This window comes from Pseudomonas sp. GW821-FHT07B01, from assembly GCF_059419065.1.
In genome coordinates this window covers 12819-29946 of sequence record NZ_JBWKRA010000030.1, presented here as the reverse complement: position 1 = coordinate 29946, position 17128 = coordinate 12819, and the positions used below count along the sequence as shown (strand labels likewise).

Here is a 17128-nt window from a genome sequence, read left to right as displayed (position 1 = left end):
GCTGCATGAGAGCCTGACAATGGATGTTCGCCAATTCGCCTTCCTGGCCCGCCAACCTTCTGCCGCCCTGAAGCGCCGGGACGCGTTCTTCGGCCTGCCCAAGCGCGGGCTGGCGTTGATCCTCGCCAACGCATTGTTCTGGCAGCCGCTGCTGGCCCAGGCTGAGGGCATCGTGGTCAGTGCTCCGGGCACCACCGTGGGCGCGGCGGGCAATGGCGTGCCGGTGGTCAACATCGCCACCCCCAATGGCGCGGGCCTGTCCCATAACCAGTTCAAGGACTACAACGTCGGCCCCAACGGCGTGATCCTCAACAATGGCAACGGCGCCATGGTCAACACCCAACTGGGCGGGATCATTGTCGGCAACCCCAACCTCAAGGGCGGCGCGGCGAACGTCATCCTCAACGAAGTCAACGGCGGCAGCCCCAGCCAGTTGCGCGGCTACACCGAAGTGGCGGGGCAGTCGGCCAAGGTCATCGTCGCCAACCCGTACGGCGTGACGTGCAGCGGTTGCGGCTTTATCAACACCCCCAACGTCACCCTCACCACCGGCAAACCGGTGCTCGACGCCAGCGGCCAATTGCAGCGCTATGAAGTGGATGGCGGCGCCGTGACCATCGACGGCCAGGGCTTGAACGCCAGCAATGTCGAACGCTTCGATATCATCACCCGCTCGGCCAAGATCAACGCACAAATCAACGCCCGCGAACTCAACGTGATCGCCGGGCGCAACGATGTCGACGCACAAAGCCTGAAAACCACCGCCCGTGCCGATGACGGCAGCGCCAAGCCCGAGTTGGCAATCGACTCGTCGGCCCTGGGCGGCATGTATGCCGGCGCGATCAAACTGGTGGGCACCGAGGCCGGTGTGGGCGTGAAGCTCGACGGCACCCTGGCCGCCAGTGGTGGCGATATTCAGCTCGACGCCAACGGGCGCCTCAGCATGGCGCAGGCGGCGGCCACCGGTAACGTCAAGGTCACCGCGCAAAACGTCGACCTCACCGACAAGGTCTACGCCAACGGCAACGTGCAGGTCACCAGCGCCCAGGCTTTGGTCAACCGCAAGAGCATCGCCGCCGGCCAGCGCATCGAGATCAACGCGGCCAGCGTGAACAACCCGGGCATCATCGAAGCCGGCGTCGCCGCTGATAACAGCCGCAACACCACCGGCGATCTGGTGGTGAACGCGCAAACCGTCACCACCAGCGGCAACCTGTTGGCCAGCCGTGCACTGGCGATCACCGCCGCGCAAGCGCTGACCAACCAGGGCGCGATTATTCAGGCCAAGACCGTCGAGGTCAGCAGCGCCAAGCTCACCAATCAGGGCGCCACTGCGCGCCTGTTCGGTGAGCAGAGCCTGGCGATCAACTCGCCGGCCATCGTCAACCTCGGCGGCCTGATCCGCTTCGGCGAAGGCCAGGCCGCCACGCTCAACAGCGCCTCTCTGGACAACCGCCAGGGCCGTATCGAAATGGCCGGTGGCAGCCTGGTGCTCACCAGCGCCAACCTGAACAACAGCGGCGGGCAAGTCATCGCCAACGACCTGACCGTCAACGCCGGTAACCTGAACAACCAGAACGGCGTGCTGGTGGCCAAAACCGCGACCGTTACTGCCAGCAACCTCGACAACAGCCTCAAGGGCCTGATCCAGGCCGACGGTGGCGCGCTCAACCTCGCCGTTTCCAACACCTTCAACAACAATCAGGGTTTCGCCCAGGCCAGCACCGATCTGAACGTTACGGCCGGCACCCTCAGCAGCAACGCAGGCGGCGTACTGAGCGCCGACACCGGCAAGCTCACCCTCACCGCCGCACAACAGCTCAACAACGCCCAGGGCCGCTTGCAGGCCGGGCAGGGCGATATCGAACTGCACGCCGCCAACCTGGATAACCAGGGCGGCACGATCGTCGGCAAGCAACTGCTGCTCGACGTGGCCGGCGGCGACATCGACAACCGCGCCGGGCGCGTGTTGGGTGACCACCTCGACGTGCGCGCCTCGGGCCTCGACAACCGCAACGCCGGCCTGCTGGCCGGTGGTGCCCTGGGCGTAAGCCTGCTGCTCAAAGGCCCGGGCCAGTTGCTCAACGCCCAGGGCCGCATCCAGAGCGAGGTCCTGCTGCAACTGCAAGGCGAGCGCTTGGACAACAGCGCCGGCATCCTGCTGGGCCAGACCGTCGACGTCACCGCGCAGACCTTCACCAACAGCAACAAAGGCGCGCTGGTCAGCGACGGCGGCGACGTGGTGCTCAAGGTCAGCGACCTGCTCACCAACGTCGGCGGCCAGATCGACGCGGGCGAACGCAGCGTGCTGGTCAAGCAGCTCACCACCCTCAACAACGACGGCGGCACCCTGCGCGGCAAGCGCCTGGACATCGCCGCCCAGCACCTGAACAACGACAACGGGCAACTGCTGGCCGGCGCCGAAGGCCTGAGCTACAGCGGCCAGGATGTGAGCAACCGCAAGGGCCTGATCCTCAGCGGCGGCGCCCTCACCGAACTGAACACCACCCGCCTGGATAACCAGGGCGGCACCGTGCAGGGCGACAGCCTGAGCGTCACCGCCAACAGCGTCGACAACGCCAGCGGCGGCCTGATGGCCAGCCTGGTCGGTAACCTGCAACTGACCGTAGAAGCCCTTGCCAACCGTGGCGGCAAACTGTTCGGTAAAGAACAAGTGACCGTCAGCGGCGCCAGCCTCGACAACAGCGCGGGCGGCCAGATCAGCGGCAACCAGCTCAACCTGACCTCACGCGACACGCTCACCAACCAGGGCGGCCTGATCGAAGCCAACCAGGGCCTGGCCCTCACCGGCGGCAGCCTGGACAACAGCGCCAACGGCCAACTGCGTGCACTGGGCGGCGCCAGCAGCAAACTCAACCTCAGCGGCGCGCTGAACAACCAGAACGGCACCCTCGAATTTGGCAGCCAGGCCTTCAGCCTTGACGCCGCCAGCCTCAACAACCAGAGCGGCATGCTGCAACACGCCGGCACCGGCCTGTTCCACCTCAACACCGCCAGCCTCGAAGGCAGCCAGGGCAATATCCAGGGCATGGGCAGCGCCGACTGGGCATTCGGCAAGGTCGACGGCCTGGGCCGCGTGCAACTCAACGACGTGCTCACCTACAAGAGCGCCCAAGGGCTGGCCCTCAAGGCCGGTGACCGCATGGCCAGCGCCAAGGGCCTGATCCTCACCGTGGCCAGCCTGGACAACGGCGGCGAACTGCTCAGCGACGGTGACATCAGCATCACCACCGGCGATATCACCAACAGCGGCCGCGTCTCGGCCCTGCAAACACTCACCGTCGTCGCCAACAACCTCAGCCAGAACGGCGGCCGCCTGGCAGCCACCAATGCGCGCCTGACCCTGGGCGGCGCCCTGGACAACCTCGGCTTCCTCACCGCCCGCCAGCAACTGGACATCGCCGCCGCGCAAATCAACAACCGTGGCACCCTCGGTGCCCAGGGCGCAGTGAACCTCACCGCAGTCAACGGCATCACCAATGCCGCCGACACGCTGCTGTTCAGCGGCGGCGACATGACCTTGCGCAGCAATGGCTTCAGCAACAGCTATGGCGATGTCTACAGCAAAGGCAACCTGAGCTTCGCCGCCCGCGATGGCGGGCGTGCCGTGCTGTTCAGCAACCGCTCCGGCACCGTGGAAAGCGAAGGCTCGATCGGCATCAATGCGGGCTTTATCGAAAACGCCAAAGATGAATTCGAACTCGGGCAAACGCTGACCACCGGCAGCTTGAGTTGGATCTGTGGCCAGCACTGCGGCGAGAGCGACAACTGGGAACGTGGCGAGATCACCATCTACGAAACGTACCTCGAGGCGGCGACCAAGGACTCGGTAGCGGCGCGCCTGGTGGCGGGCAAAAACATGCTGCTGCAAGGCGACAACGTGCAGAACCGCTACAGCCTGATGGCCGCCAATGGCGACCTGAGCATCACCGCCGGTGACCTGCTCAACCAGGGCGCCGCCACGCGCACGGGCCAGCGCAAGCTTGTCATCGGCACGCCAGGTCACGTCTCCGACGATTTGTTTGAACGCATGCAATATGTCGACGTACCCGCGTTCAATGCGGCCACGGCGGCTGGGAATTTCGACAAGGCGCGCTTCGAAGAACTCAAAAGCCGCTCACCCAACAGCCTGCCGTTCGCCTACGCAAGTGACGTCACCACCTGGACCAACAACAGCGGCCCCGGCTACGACGCCACCCTGCAAGCGGGCGGCACGGTCAACCTCAACGTCGCCCGCACCCTGCAAAACGGCACGTTGCACAACAACACCCTGGCCCAGTTGACCGGCACCCTCGGCGACGACCAGACCGGCATCCCCGTCGGCGGCATCAACATCAACCTGAGCAAACACGCCAACGACCCGAGCGCCCAGGCGCCCGGCAGCGTATTGCCCGTGGTAGGCGTGGCCCCTGGTGGCGGCTTCGTGCCCGTGGACTACACCGGCACCGCCTTCGCCCCGGTCGACCCCACCACCTCGCCCACCTTCCAATTGCCCAAGGGCGAGTACGGCCTGTTCGTCAAGAACGCCGACCCCACCAGCCATTACCTGATCGAGACCAACCCCGAGTTCACCTCCGTATCAGGCTTCCTCAGCTCCGACTACATGCTCGGCAAGCTCGGCTACACCTCCGACGACGCCTGGCGCCGCCTCGGTGACGGCCAGTACGAAACCCGCCTGATCCGTGACGCCGTGCTCGCGCAAACCGGCCAACGCTTCCTCGCCGGCGGCCTGTACAGCGACGCCGACCAGTTCCGCTACCTGATGGACAACGGCCTTGCCAGCAAAGACGCCCTGCGCCTGAGCCTGGGCGTGGCCCTCACCGACCAGCAAGTCGGCGCCCTGACCCACGACATCGTGTGGATGGAAAACCGCGTCATCGACGGCCAGACCGTGCTCGTGCCGGTGCTGTACCTGGCCCAGGCCGACTCGCGCAACGTGCGCGGCAACAGCCTCATCCAGGGCCGCGACCTCAACCTGGTCACCGGCGGCGACCTGATCAACGTCGGCACCCTGCGCGCCAGCAACAACCTCTCCGCCATCAGCAGCGGCAGTATCTACACCGGCGGCCTGGTCGAAGCCGGCAACAACCTCAGCCTGCTGGCCCAAGACAGCATCCGCAACGCCATGGCCGGCGAAATCCGCGGCAAACAAGTCAGCCTCACGGCGCTCAAAGGCGACATCACCAACGAGACCACCGCCATCCAGGTGCGTGACGGCGCCGGTATGCGCACCCTCACCGACACCAGCGCCGGCACCATCGTCGCCCGCGAAAACCTCGCCATCGACGCCGGCCGCGACCTCACCAACCGAGGCGCACTCACCGCTGGTAACGACGCCAACTTAACCGCCGGCCGCGACCTCAACCTCATCGCCGCCAGCGACACCAGCGTCAAACACGAGACCCGAGACGGCGGCGAGAAATCCAGCATCACCACCGACGTCAAAAACCTCGCCGCCAGCGTCACGGCGGGCGGCAACCTCAACATGCAGGCCGGGCAAGACGTCAACATCATCGGCAGCACCGCCACCGCCGGCAAAGACCTCACCATCGCCGCCGGCCGCGACCTCAACGTCGCCTCGGTCAGCGACATGCACAACGTCGAGGGCAAGGAAAAGGACGGCAAAAAACGCATCAAGACTTCGGACGACCAGACCACTCAAGTGGCGAGCGTACTGACGGCGGGTGGGGATTTTGTCAGCCAGGCCGGGCGTGACACCACGATCGTGGCGAGCAGGATCAGTGCGGGGAATGAGGCTTATCTGTATAGCGGGGATAAGTTGAGTTTGTTGGCGGCTGAGAACAGTACGCATACGTTGTATGACATGAAGGAGAAGGGAAGCTGGGGCGCTAAAAAGGCGCAGATGGATGAAGTGACCCGCACCACCCAGGTAGGGACCGAGATCAAGACAGGTGGCAACCTAGTCCTTAAAAGCGACGGCGACCAGCTGTATCAAGTTGCGAAGCTTAATAGCGGCAAGGACATCATCCTTGATAGCGGTGGTGCAATTGTCTTTGAAGGCGTCAAGGACCTGCACGATGAGAGCCACACTAAGAGCAAAAGCGACCTCTCGTGGTTCAGCGCTAAGGGCAAAGGTAATACAGACGAAACCTTGCGTCAGAGCGAGTTGGTTGCCCAAGGACAGCTTGTCATCAAGGCCGCCGAAGGCATTCGTATCGACGTCAAACAGGTCGATCAGCAGACTGTAAGCCAGACCGTTGATGCGATGGTCAAGGCTGATCCTAATTTGGCCTGGCTCAAGCAAGCTGAGGCACGTGGCGACATTGATTGGCACCAGGTAAAGGAGATTCACGAGAGCTTCAAGTACGACAACTCAGGGTTGGGCGCCGGTGCCAAGATTGCGATTGCGATCATGATGGCGGCGATCATGGGGCCGGTAGGATTCGGGTTGCAGGGAGCCACCCTTGCGGTGAGCACCAGCCTGAGTACGACGGCAGTCACTAGCACCATCAACAACAAAGGCAATTTGGGTGCAGCGCTTAAGGAAACGGTCAGCGCCAATAGCCTGAAAAGCGCAGCAGTCGCCGGGTTTACGGCGGGGGCTCTTGAGTATGCCGACACTAATTGGTTCGCTGGTGCTGATGGCGCAGGTGCAGGCACAAGTACAAGCACAGTCCAAGGTGTTACCCCGAGTACGGGTTCAACCTTGGCGGTTACAAACTCCTCCAAAGATATTTTCACCTGGACGTCAGCAGGCGATATCGCGCTGCGTACCGGTGGCCGGGCGGTAATCTCTAGCGGAATATCGACGGCCGTTCAAGGGGGAAGCTTCGGCGACAACTTCAATGCGGCCTTGTTGGGAGAGGCTGGCAACGTTGCAATGGCTACCGGTTTTAATTGGGTGGGTGATTACGTCACCTTCCCCAATGGCAGCCCTCAAAAGATTATTGCGCATGCTTTGATGGGTGGATTGCTGGCTGAAGCCACAGGTAGCGATTTCAAAACCGGGGCTGCCGCTGCCGGGCTGAATGAGGCGCTCATCAATCAGTTGGTGTGGGCTGCTCAAGGCAATGACGACATCACGCTGATGCTTTCACAACTGACAGGCTTGCTAGCGGCAGCGGCTGTCGACGGAGATTTGGACAAGGGCTCTCAGATTGCTCAGAAGGCAACGACGTTTAACTATCTTTACCACGAAGAAGTCGAGGAAATGCTTCGGGAGGTAGATAGCAAGACTACGGAGCAAGAGAAGCGTGAGGTCAGGCAGCGCTATGCGGAACTTGATCAGCAGAGAAATGACGAGTTGGATGCGCTTTGCGCACGCGATCCTCAACGCTGCCGAGGTATTGCAACTTCCCTGGCGAACGATGATCAGAAACTTGTCGATCTGGTAGGTAAGCTTAGATCCGAAAAGCAGGGTGGCGCTGCCTCCGCTGTAGGTTTCGTGATAGGGAACAATCTCGACGCTTCTAGCAAAATTGCAGCAGATATCAGCTCCGCAGGTGGCGGAGCATTGGTTAAGCTGGGTGCAGAGGCTATAAAGGCTGGAGTCGGAGTAGCATTACCGTCTCGCTCTGGGGGAGGGAAAGGGAAGGCTACTCAGGGTGAAACTGCGTCTCCTGAAGTACCGTTAGTGTCAAAGGAAATATTAATATCCCGGGGGAAATATGGGGAAGCGGCAGAGCATATTTCAGATGCGCAAAACGCCGGTCATCCTGATGTATTAACAATTGATAGGCCTGGTGCTCCCGGGAACAGAAAGGACTCAATTGGTGGTCTTCCTAAGGTCCCTGGGAAACAGTTAGATGAGTATCCACCGGCAATGTTTAAAGAGGGTGGGACTGGAGCGAGTGTTAGACCCATAAGCCCGAAAGATAATATGGGGGCTGGCGCATGTATAGGTAATGCATGTCGCGGACTGCCCGATGGCGAGAAAGTCAGAATTAAGGTGGTGGACTAATGGCTAGGTTTAGAGAAAGTATATATTTGTCTTATTCGCAATTTTGCGTGTTTTTGAGTTCGCTTGATCAGCCGTATAATGATTGGAGTGATCGTAGTTATGCGCAAGGATTTGCGTGGAGGTTAGGGAGTGTTTCTTTTAGAGCTTTGATTGACGAAGGGGACCATATAATTAGCCTTTTCATTAACGAACAAGTGCCCGCTATAAGCGCAGACGTGGTTCGGGCCTTTAAAGTTCCCTTCGCGGTGAGAGATAGAAATATTGAGGTTGGTAGTATTTCGAGTACGGTTCCTCTAGAACTGCCTGAAGGAGATTATTCTCTTCAGGTCGAATTTATAAGACCCTCCTCAAGTGGAGTGTATGAAATAAATGTCCATTTGAATTTAGGGGGCTGCGATTTTGAGGTGTTGAGAGCAGACGCCGAAATTGACGAGCAAGGTGAGTTTGATATCGATGCGGTTCCTGCGGGATAAAATTTCGGAGAAATGGGGGCGGATTTGAATGGCACTTACTTAACCTTCTTCGGGTGTCCATTTCTCCTGACCTCGGTCCTAGCCGCCGAGCGCGTCTGCATCAGCATCGGGTAAGGCTTGGGCCTTCGTTTTATGGCGCGAGGCTCAATCCGTCCCGGCCGGTTTCCGACACGTTTCCTGGCGATCAACCTGAGTAAATTCGGTACCCCATCGTCTTGTTCGTCGGCACCGTACTGCTGCATCGCGAGGCATAATTGGAAGCGAAAAAGGGGACAGATTTATTTAAATTTGTACTGGGATAAGCGTATTAAATAAATCTATCCCTTTATTCTCCGAAAATGAAGCTCGCAGAATACAGGAGCATAAATAATGATTACCAAAGATATAGAAATTGTTAAAAGTATTTTTGAATTGCTTCAGTCAGGAATTGTTGAAGATTATGATGCATTCAGGTATGAAGCTGAGTTGTGCGATAGATACATGGTTGAAGAAGTCACCATTGAGAAAAATGGGGTGGGAAATGAGCAGCCGCAAACTGATTTCAATGGTGCTGTTTTGTATCGATTAATTAAGGAGTTGAAGGCTAGCGCAGCATCGCGGGGTGAGAACTGGAGTTCTTTTGTGATGAGTTACGATGTTGGTGGGCAAGTAAAGACGAATTTCGTTTATCCGTGAGTAAAAGTGTGAAATTAATGTTTGAGTGTGATTGATTGTCCATTTGGTTTGTGTCAAAGAGGGTTATATAAAAGGGGTGGGTCTATTTGTATTAAATAAATCTGTCCCCTTTATTCGAAGGAAATAGTTTGGTATGGATTCAAGATTGATATCACTCTGTAAAGAGTTGGCGAAAATGACTTCTGATCAGGCGGCAGCTTGGATATTGAGCCGGTACCCGCTTGCTTCAGATAATTGGGGTGAAGCTTTATTACTCCTTCCTCATAGATCTTGGAAAAAACCAGAGCAGAAACGTTTAGCGGATTATTATTTTAAGAAAATTCCGTTCTCTAGCGCTAGAGGATATGAAGCGTTCGCGTCAATTATGCCAGTTAAGTTAATGGTTGCATGCATTAACGATGCATTGCCCAAAGATCCTAGCAGGCTCGAGCTATTGTTTTATCATCTTGTCCCAGTGCTTAAGCGTTTTGCAAAGAGTGATGCAGATCGAAAAATTATTGAGACTTTCCTTTCGGCTTTTTCGATAAATTTGCCAAAAAATAATTGAGAACAAAAGAAGGCGGTTTGTTTGATCTAGCTAGAGAAGTGAAAAAAGGGAGCAGATTTATTTGAGTTAGGGTTGAAAAAACTATTAAACAAATCTGTTCCCTTTTATTCGCCCTTTTGTTCGATAGGGCAATAGATATCCTGAATGAGCAAAATATCAGTAGAAAAGGGGGGCCAGGGTCGGTTCTCCCGGCATACCCTCCAAAAAAAGGAGCTGAATAATGCATTCCGTACCGCTAGAACATGAGAAGCAAAAGTTGATTTTCTACGTGGCTCAAGACTTAGATCAGTCTATTAGATCTAATGTGCAGCAGCTCGTGAATGAGTTCGCTGCGTCAAGAATATGGAGCATTGCCCCGCCAACCTTTATTGACGCGATAGACGAAGGGGGCGCGGAAGTGGTGGGTGGAATGTTGGAAATTTATTCAGCACTGCAACCGAATATACTGTCTGTTGATATGGATTCAAAAAATCTAGATGAAGTAGAAGAAATAGTCTTTGCCGTTAAAAAGTTATCGGAAAAGGAAAATATTTCCTTTGAGTTTCTGTTGGATACAACTTTTGTCGGCGCCATTGATGATGGTGTTGTTGATCGAGTCTTGTTGGAGGGACTGCTCGTGCCGTGGCGAAATCATATAAATGGAAGAAGTTGAGTTGGTGCCAGAGCGGAGAAGAATAAAAAAGTGAGAAAAGGGAAAGATTTATTTAGAATTAGAGTTGAAAAGCGTATTAAATAAATCTGTCCCGTTTTTCACATTTTCACGGAGAGAAAACGTGAAAAAAATTAGCGTAATAATGGTGGTTGTATTTCTGATTGCGGGTTGCGCGCCGTCACGGTCTGCGTGGCTATCCAGTAAAGATGGATGGGTAGGTACCACCTTTGAATCTCACGTATACAGCATTTGCTCGCGCACGCCCCATACATGTACTGAGCCATTTTGGTCCCCCGCTAACAAAGAAAAAACGTTCGATAGGGTAGTAAAAGAAAGCAGCGGGACGCGCTACTACATAACCTGGATTAGGAATTGCCGCTATTCGGTGCTTGTGTCTCCGGAAAGTAGGATAGTTTCATGGAAGTATGAGACTAATAATTTAGAGAGTTGCTATTTGTTTTAGGGTGATATATATAGAGAGAAAAGGGGCGGATTTATTTAGGCTGGAGTTGGAAGGCGTATTAAATAAATCTGTCCCCTTTTGTTCGTCCCCTTTTGTTCATAGCCGGATGTATGTGTTTGCGGCTACTTCCAGTGGTCTGCTTTATGCTTTTGATGTAGGTAATAATTGGTCGATAGTAGAGATCGATTCGGAAATCGATGAGGTGGCGGTGTTGGCCGATAACTTTTCAAGCTTCATCCGTAATCAGCTGATTGTGGTGAAAGGTTATGTCGATTGGCGCGCGGAGCAATAAGACGCTGTCAGGTGGGGAGATGAGATTAAAAAGGGACGATTAAAAAGGGACGGATTTATTTAGTTTGCGCTGATCACGCACAAAGCGGGCGACACAAAGGCCGCCCGATTTTCACTCAGGACGGATCGGCATTGAGCCTGCGACTGATGACGTCCAGCAAATCACACCCATCGCGCAGCGGAATGGCCAGCAAGTGGGCGAAGTCTGAAAGCACTACGGCATCGCTGCTGAGTTGTTCGCGGAAGGCCAGGTTTTCCAGCAGTTGGGTGACGGCCCGAATGCGGTGCACGGCGGCGTCGTGAAGGACGTCGAGGGGTGCCTGGGTGTCGATGGTCAGCGCTGGGATGGTGCAGTCGTGGCCGGTTAGGGGCATGTATCTATTCATGGGTACAACCTCGGTCAGTAAGTGAGACTGTCACCTGTCGTCGCCAAACGAATGGGTGACAGCTGTACGCAGGTTGGCGAACCGGGACCGAGTTCCGGCAGACCCGAAGGTCTCCCGCGCACAGCTGCCATAAAGCAGCAATGCGGGTACGGAAGCCCCTGCAAGCAAGCAGAAAGCTTTCGCATACGGTCAACGGATCGCCAAATCCGATCGCCCTGTTGGGCGACGGCCGGACTATAAGCCCCTGACCCAAAACCGCGCAAGGCATCACAGCAATGGCACAATGCCTCGCGCCATGCCACTCATTGCCGACACAACGGCGATGACCAGCGCATCAAAAAATGAGACCCCGCCATCATCGGCACTCTCAAAACCGCTCCACCGTTACCCACAAGGAAGAAATACATGATCAAGTTGTTCTGCAAAGCCGCTGTCGTTCTGTCCCTTGCCACGCTGTTTGGCTGTTCCTCGACGCCGTCGGTGGAGAAGATGCAGGCTGACGTGGCGAACTATTCGCTGCCCAAGGCTGCCGTGGCTGATAAAGGCCTGGTGTACGTCGTGCGCCCGAGCAACGTAGGAATGTTGGTGCGGTTCAACGTGTTCCTGGATGACAAGGAAGCCGACTCGGAGATGGGTTACAACCGTGGTAACCAGTACATCTATTTTTTCGTGACGCCGGGCAAACACGTGATCAGCTCCAAGGCTGAAAACTGGGCGGACATGCCGATTGATGTCAAAGCGGGTGAGGTGGTTTACCTCAAGCAGGAAGTCGAAATGGGCTTCGCCGTGGCGCGTAACAGCCTCAAAGCGCTGAGCGAAGTCGAAGGCCGTTATCTGGTCAAGGATGCGTCCTTGGGCACCATTGCCAAAGAAAGCAAATGAGTTGAGCCAGTGTGTCGGCAGGGCCCAGGCCCTGCCGACTTCTCGTATTCACTGCAAACATTAAAGGACTGATGTGAAAAACCTTCTTTTCATTCTCCTCACCACCCTCATCCTCGGCGGTTGCGTCAGCCACCCCCTCACTCCCGAAAACCGCGCGCAGATCAAGACCGTCAAAGTCCTGCCCGTGAAGTGGGAAAAGAACATGGTGTACTTCGGCCGCGAACAGGCCTGGGGCGCAGCCCTGGGTGCCGGGGTTGGCGCCGGTGTTGGCATGGCCAGCGGGGCGTCCAAGCTGGGTACTGCGGCGTTGAGTGGCGCCGGGCTTGCCGGCGGCATGAAACTTGGGCAGTTGGCCGAGATGCCGACGCCGGTGGCTATTCTGACGGTGATGGAGGCGGAAAAACTCGATGTAGGCGTGTTGCTCAAACAGGGCTTTGTCGATGAGTTGGGTAAGACTTCGACGCTCAAGGTGGTCGGCGACGATGAGCCGGCTGATGCGCAGATTCAGCTGACCGTGTCCGAGTGGGGCTTTCGCCTGACCCAGGGTTTCAGCAGTGTGATTTACCCCACCCTTAACGTGTTAGCGCAGATGGATCGCGGCGATGAGATGATCTGGCGCACCTTTGAAGCGGTCACGCCGTTCAATGGTCAGAATGTCTATGGCTACACCCCGTTGACCTATCGCACTGACCCTGAAGCCTTGCGCCGGGCGTTGACCGGGATTACGCAGATTTCTGCGCAGTACCTGGTGAAGGAACTCAAGTAGGTCTGTGCGAAGGCTGGCTGCTGTTGGTGGGCGGGTTTGGACTAATGCCAGTCAGGGTTAAGCGCAGTTCCCCTGTGGGAGCGGGCTTGCCCGCGAAGGCGGTGTGTCAGTCGCTGCATCTGTTGCTGCACTACCGTTTTCGCAGGCAAGCCAGCTCCCACATTTGATCTTTGTTGCTTTGAGTATTGCGGTCGGCAGTAGGCTAAGCCCCCACACCTATGGCCGAAACAACTTGAGAACCGCTCTCAACCCCGTAAAATGCCGCAGCCGTTGCATCACCGTCTTTCAGGGAAGAATTCAGGCCAGCGCGCTTTCAGGCTGCCTATCTCCTTGGAAAACCCGGCAACGCTGATTTCCTCACCCAAGGAGCACCCTGTGAAGACACTGTCCAAAATCCTGCTGTCGGGCCTCACCGCCGCGGCGCTGTTGACCGTGGCCGGTTGTGCCACCGAGAGCAACCGTGCGATGCCGGTGGAGCAAGTCGCCAGCGCCCACGTGGCCTATTCCGGCGTGCGTGTGCCGATTGCCGTGGGCAAGTTCGATAACCGCTCCAGCTACATGCGCGGCATCTTCTCCGATGGCGTTGACCGTCTCGGCGGCCAGGCCAAGACCATCCTCATCACCCACTTGCAGCAGACCAACCGCTTCAGCGTGCTGGACCGCGACAACATGGGCGAAATCTCCCAGGAAGCCAAAATCAAAGGCACCGTGCAGAAGCTCAAGGGCGCTGACTACGTAGTGACTGGCGATGTGACCGAGTTCGGCCGCAAAGAGACCGGCGACCGCCAGCTATTCGGCATTCTCGGCCGTGGCAAGACCCAAGTGGCCTACGCCAAAGTCGCGTTGAATATCGTCAACATCAACACCTCCGAGGTGGTGTATTCCACCCAGGGTGCCGGTGAGTACGCGCTGTCCAACCGTGAAGTGATCGGCTTCGGCGGCACCGCCAGCTATGACTCCACCCTCAATGGCAAGGTGCTGGACCTGGCTATGCGCGAAGCGATCAACCGCCTGGTCGACGGCATCAACGCCGGCGCCTGGAACCCGCGTAACTGATCAGCCACACCACAAGGAGCAGTACACGGATGAGCAAGGCAGTGAAGTTAGCGCTGACGCTGGCAGCAATCGCGACGGTAGCCGGGTGCCAGACGGCGCCCCAGCCCCTGTATCAATGGGAGAGCTACCAGCCACAGGTTTACGAGTACTTCAAGGGCGAGCCCAAGGAAGCGCAGGTGGAAGCACTGGAGCGCGACCTGCAGAAGATCAACGCCAGTGGCCGCAAGGCGCCGCCGGGTTACCACGCGCACCTGGGCATGCTGTACATGAACATGGGCAAGGATGACCAGATGGTGCAGGAGTTTCGCACCGAGAAGGCGCTGTTCCCTGAGTCTGCTGCGTACATGGACTTTCTGTTGAAAAACGCCAAAGCCGGAGTCGCCACCAAATGAGCCTGTTAAAACTCACCGGCGCCTTGCTGGCCCTGGCGTTGCTGGGCGGTTGCGCCGCACCCAAGACGGTTGATTATTCGGCGTACAAACAGGCGCGGCCCAAGTCGATCCTGGTACTGCCGCCGATCAATGAATCGCCGGAAGTGCAGGCGTCCTACAGCCTGGTGTCGCAAGTCACCTACCCGCTGGCCGAAGCCGGCTACTACGTGTTGCCGATTGCCCTGGTGGACGAAACCTTCCGCCAGAACGGCCTGACCACCGCCAACGATATCCAGGCCGTACAACCGGCCAAGCTGCATGACATCTTTGGCGCGGACGCGGCGCTGTACATCACCATCAGCGAGTACGGCACCCAGTACATGCTGATCTCCAGCGACACCTCAGTGACGGCCTCGGCCAAACTGGTGGACCTGCGCACCGGCACCACCCTGTGGACCGGTTCGGCGCGGGCGTCGAGCGAAGAAGGCAACAACAACGGTGGCGGCCTGGTGGGCATGTTGATCACGGCGGCGGTCAAGCAGGTGATCAACAGCTCCACCGATGCGGCGCACCCGATTGCCGGTATCACCAGTGCGCGGTTGCTGTCGGCAGGGCAACGCACCGGCATCTTGTACGGCCCGCGTAACCCCAAGTACGGTACGGACTAAGAGAATACCGCCATTCAACTGTGGGAGCTGGCTTGCCTGCGATAGCGGTGGGCCAGTGCTGGAAAGGCTGTCTGACACACCGCTATCGCAGGCAAGCCAGCTCCCACATTGATCGGGGTGAATTTCCAAGGTTTAACCCGAACCCAACCTTCCTCGCGTCTGACCTTGTGAACGGACTATTCATTCACGAGGTTCAGCCCCATGTCCCGCCCGCTGCTTTACCTGCGTCCCGCTGCCCAAGGCTTCACCGTTACCCTGCTGGTGGCGCTGGCTGGGTGTGGGCTGTCTTCCTCTCCCGAGGTGGCCAAACCCGCACAACCCATCGCCGAGTTGCACAGCGCGCCGGTTGAGGGCGCGATGGCCAAACGCATGGTCATGCCGGCACCGATCATGGTGCGTGAAATGGCGATGATGAATGACCGCAGCGAACCCCGCGAGCAATACGCCAACCTGCCCGACAACCCCGTGCACCGCGTCGCCGAAACCCCGGTCTCCACCTTCAGCGTGGATGTCGACACGGGCAGCTACGCCAACGTACGGCGCTTCCTCAACCAAGGCCGCCTGCCGCCCGAAGGCGCGGTTCGGTTGGAGGAAATGGTCAACTACTTTCCCTATGACTACGCACTGCCCACCGACGGCTCACCCTTTGGCGTCACCACCGAACTCGCCGCCACGCCATGGAACCCGCGCACAAAACTGCTGCGCATCGGCATCAAGGCCTCCGATAAAACCGTGGCCGAACTGGCGCCCGCCAACCTGGTGTTCCTGGTGGACGTGTCCGGCTCCATGGACCGCCGCGAAGGCTTGCCGTTGGTCAAGAGCACGCTGAAGTTACTGGTGGATCAACTGCGTGATCAGGACCGCGTGTCACTGGTGGTCTACGCCGGTGAGTCCCGCGTGGTGCTCAAACCCACCTCGGGCAGTGAAAAAGCCAAGATCCGCAACGCCATCGACCAACTCACCGCCGGTGGCTCCACCGCAGGCGCATCCGGCATCGAACTGGCCTACCAGATGGCCCGCGAAGGCTTTATCGACCAAGGCATCAACCGCATCCTGCTGGCCACCGACGGCGACTTCAACGTGGGCATCAGCGATTTTGATAGCCTCAAGCAAATGGCCGTGGCCCAGCGCAAAAGCGGCGTATCGCTGACCACCCTCGGCTTTGGTGTGGACAACTACAACGAACACCTGATGGAACAACTGGCCGACGCGGGCGACGGTAACTACGCCTACATCGACAACCTGCGCGAAGCGCGCAAGGTGCTGGTGGAGCAACTCAGTTCGACCCTGGCCGTGGTGGCGCGGGATGTGAAGCTGCAGGTGGAGTTCAACCCGGCCCAGGTCAGCGAATACCGCCTGCTGGGCTATGAAAACCGCGCCCTGAAGCGTGAGGATTTCAACAACGACAAAGTCGATGCCGGTGAGATTGGTGCAGGGCACACAGTGACGGCGTTGTATGAAATCGTGCCCAAGGGCGAGAAGGGCTGGTTGGAGCCTTTGCGTTACGCCGCCGCGCCTGCGACCGAAGGCAAAACCGATGAGCTGGCGATACTTCGGGTGCGCTACAAACCCGCTACGGGCGGTAACAGTCAGTTGATCGAACGCCCCATCGCCAACCAAACCACCCCGGCCAGCGATGATCTGCGCTTCGCGTCTGCCGTGGCCGCCTTCGCCCAACAGCTCAAGGGCGATGGCCGCTACACTGGCACCATGAGCTTGCAAGACACCGCCAAATTGGCGCGCTCGGCCCGCGGCGATGACCCGTTCGGGCTGCGCAACGAATTCGTGCAACTGGTGGAGTTGGCCCAAAGCCTCAAACCAGAATCCCGAACACAACAATGAACCAATGTGGGAGCTGGCTTGCCTGCGATGCAGACAACTCGGTTCACCAGGCACACCGAGTGGATGCCATCGCAGCGTTGCGACGATTCGACAAGCCAGCTCCCACACTAACCC

At 57.9% G+C, this 17128-nt stretch carries 13 protein-coding genes and 1 pseudogene; 12 read left to right on the top strand and 2 right to left on the bottom strand.

Annotated elements, in window-relative coordinates; all coding sequences use genetic code 11:
• Positions 1-19 precede the first annotated feature (19 nt).
• Complete coding sequence (locus tag AC07S6_RS24555; protein ID WP_495113228.1) at positions 20-7942, top strand: two-partner secretion domain-containing protein; 7923 nt, start codon at positions 20-22, stop codon at positions 7940-7942.
• Positions 7942-8415, top strand: coding sequence for a competence protein ComJ (gene comJ, locus AC07S6_RS24550; RefSeq protein ID WP_003187485.1), 474 nt, complete (start codon positions 7942-7944; stop codon positions 8413-8415). Before AC07S6_RS24555 ends, comJ begins: the two co-directional genes overlap by 1 nt.
• Positions 8416-8450: 35 nt before the next feature.
• On the opposite strand, the pseudogene AC07S6_RS24545 reads toward comJ, so the two are convergent.
• A pseudogene (locus AC07S6_RS24545) lies at positions 8451-8615 on the bottom strand (IS4 family transposase); the annotation flags it as partial.
• A 169-nt stretch (positions 8616-8784) separates the two neighbouring features.
• Between AC07S6_RS24545 and AC07S6_RS24540 the strand changes: the two are divergent.
• From AC07S6_RS24540 to AC07S6_RS24525, 4 genes are all read left to right on the top strand, one after another.
• On the top strand, positions 8785-9090 hold the full coding sequence (locus tag AC07S6_RS24540; protein ID WP_003187486.1) for a hypothetical protein: 306 nt from the start codon (positions 8785-8787) through the stop codon (positions 9088-9090).
• A 175-nt stretch (positions 9091-9265) separates the two neighbouring features.
• Positions 9266-9637 carry a hypothetical protein gene (locus tag AC07S6_RS24535; protein ID WP_236468797.1) on the top strand — a complete coding sequence of 124 codons (372 nt, stop codon included), beginning with the start codon at positions 9266-9268 and terminating at the stop codon, positions 9635-9637.
• Positions 9638-9857: 220 nt separating this feature from the next.
• Complete coding sequence (locus AC07S6_RS24530) at positions 9858-10289, top strand: hypothetical protein (protein ID WP_495113227.1); 432 nt, start codon at positions 9858-9860, stop codon at positions 10287-10289.
• Between the two features lie 575 nt (positions 10290-10864).
• Positions 10865-11044 (top strand): SMI1/KNR4 family protein, encoded by a 180-nt coding sequence (locus tag AC07S6_RS24525; RefSeq protein ID WP_236491277.1) that lies wholly within the window; start codon positions 10865-10867, stop codon positions 11042-11044.
• Between the two features lie 115 nt (positions 11045-11159).
• Here the strand turns inward: AC07S6_RS24525 and AC07S6_RS24520 are convergent, their stop codons facing one another.
• The gene (locus AC07S6_RS24520; protein WP_078467185.1) at positions 11160-11417 is read right to left on the bottom strand and encodes a hypothetical protein; all 258 of its coding nucleotides are present in this window, start codon (positions 11415-11417) and stop codon (positions 11160-11162) included.
• A gap of 501 nt (positions 11418-11918) precedes the next feature.
• Between AC07S6_RS24520 and AC07S6_RS24515 the strand changes: the two genes are divergently transcribed.
• The 6 genes from AC07S6_RS24515 (at position 11919) to AC07S6_RS24490 (ending at position 17014) form a co-directional block, all read left to right on the top strand.
• Positions 11919-12311 carry a DUF2846 domain-containing protein gene (locus tag AC07S6_RS24515; RefSeq protein WP_169913177.1) on the top strand — a complete coding sequence of 131 codons (393 nt, stop codon included), beginning with the start codon at positions 11919-11921 and terminating at the stop codon, positions 12309-12311.
• A gap of 73 nt (positions 12312-12384) precedes the next feature.
• Positions 12385-13077, top strand: a complete 693-nt coding sequence (locus AC07S6_RS24510) for a hypothetical protein (RefSeq protein WP_495113226.1) — start codon at positions 12385-12387, stop codon at positions 13075-13077.
• Between the two features lie 375 nt (positions 13078-13452).
• Positions 13453-14133: a CsgG/HfaB family protein gene (locus AC07S6_RS24505; RefSeq protein WP_005783620.1), complete on the top strand. Its 681-nt coding sequence runs from the start codon at positions 13453-13455 to the stop codon at positions 14131-14133.
• Between the two features lie 29 nt (positions 14134-14162).
• Positions 14163-14525, top strand: coding sequence for a DUF4810 domain-containing protein (locus AC07S6_RS24500; protein ID WP_005783622.1), 363 nt, complete (start codon positions 14163-14165; stop codon positions 14523-14525).
• Positions 14522-15172 carry a DUF799 domain-containing protein gene (locus AC07S6_RS24495; protein WP_005783625.1) on the top strand — a complete coding sequence of 217 codons (651 nt, stop codon included), beginning with the start codon at positions 14522-14524 and terminating at the stop codon, positions 15170-15172. The genes AC07S6_RS24500 and AC07S6_RS24495 overlap by 4 nt, the downstream gene beginning before the upstream one ends.
• Positions 15173-15373: 201 nt before the next feature.
• Positions 15374-17014: a vWA domain-containing protein gene (locus AC07S6_RS24490; RefSeq protein ID WP_495113225.1), complete on the top strand. Its 1641-nt coding sequence runs from the start codon at positions 15374-15376 to the stop codon at positions 17012-17014.
• Positions 17015-17128 lie beyond the last annotated feature (114 nt).

Coding starts and splice junctions, on each gene's coding strand:
- AC07S6_RS24540 (WP_003187486.1), top strand. CDS start 8,785: ATGATTACCAAAGATATAGAAATTGTTAAAAGTATTTTTGAATTGCTT.
- AC07S6_RS24495 (WP_005783625.1), top strand. CDS start 14,522: ATGAGCCTGTTAAAACTCACCGGCGCCTTGCTGGCCCTGGCGTTGCTG.
- AC07S6_RS24555 (WP_495113228.1), top strand. CDS start 20: ATGGATGTTCGCCAATTCGCCTTCCTGGCCCGCCAACCTTCTGCCGCC.
- AC07S6_RS24500 (WP_005783622.1), top strand. CDS start 14,163: ATGAGCAAGGCAGTGAAGTTAGCGCTGACGCTGGCAGCAATCGCGACG.
- AC07S6_RS24515 (WP_169913177.1), top strand. CDS start 11,919: ATGCAGGCTGACGTGGCGAACTATTCGCTGCCCAAGGCTGCCGTGGCT.
- AC07S6_RS24520 (WP_078467185.1), bottom strand. CDS start 11,417: ATGCCCCTAACCGGCCACGACTGCACCATCCCAGCGCTGACCATCGAC.
- comJ (WP_003187485.1), top strand. CDS start 7,942: ATGGCTAGGTTTAGAGAAAGTATATATTTGTCTTATTCGCAATTTTGC.
- AC07S6_RS24530 (WP_495113227.1), top strand. CDS start 9,858: ATGCATTCCGTACCGCTAGAACATGAGAAGCAAAAGTTGATTTTCTAC.
- AC07S6_RS24535 (WP_236468797.1), top strand. CDS start 9,266: ATGACTTCTGATCAGGCGGCAGCTTGGATATTGAGCCGGTACCCGCTT.
- AC07S6_RS24490 (WP_495113225.1), top strand. CDS start 15,374: ATGTCCCGCCCGCTGCTTTACCTGCGTCCCGCTGCCCAAGGCTTCACC.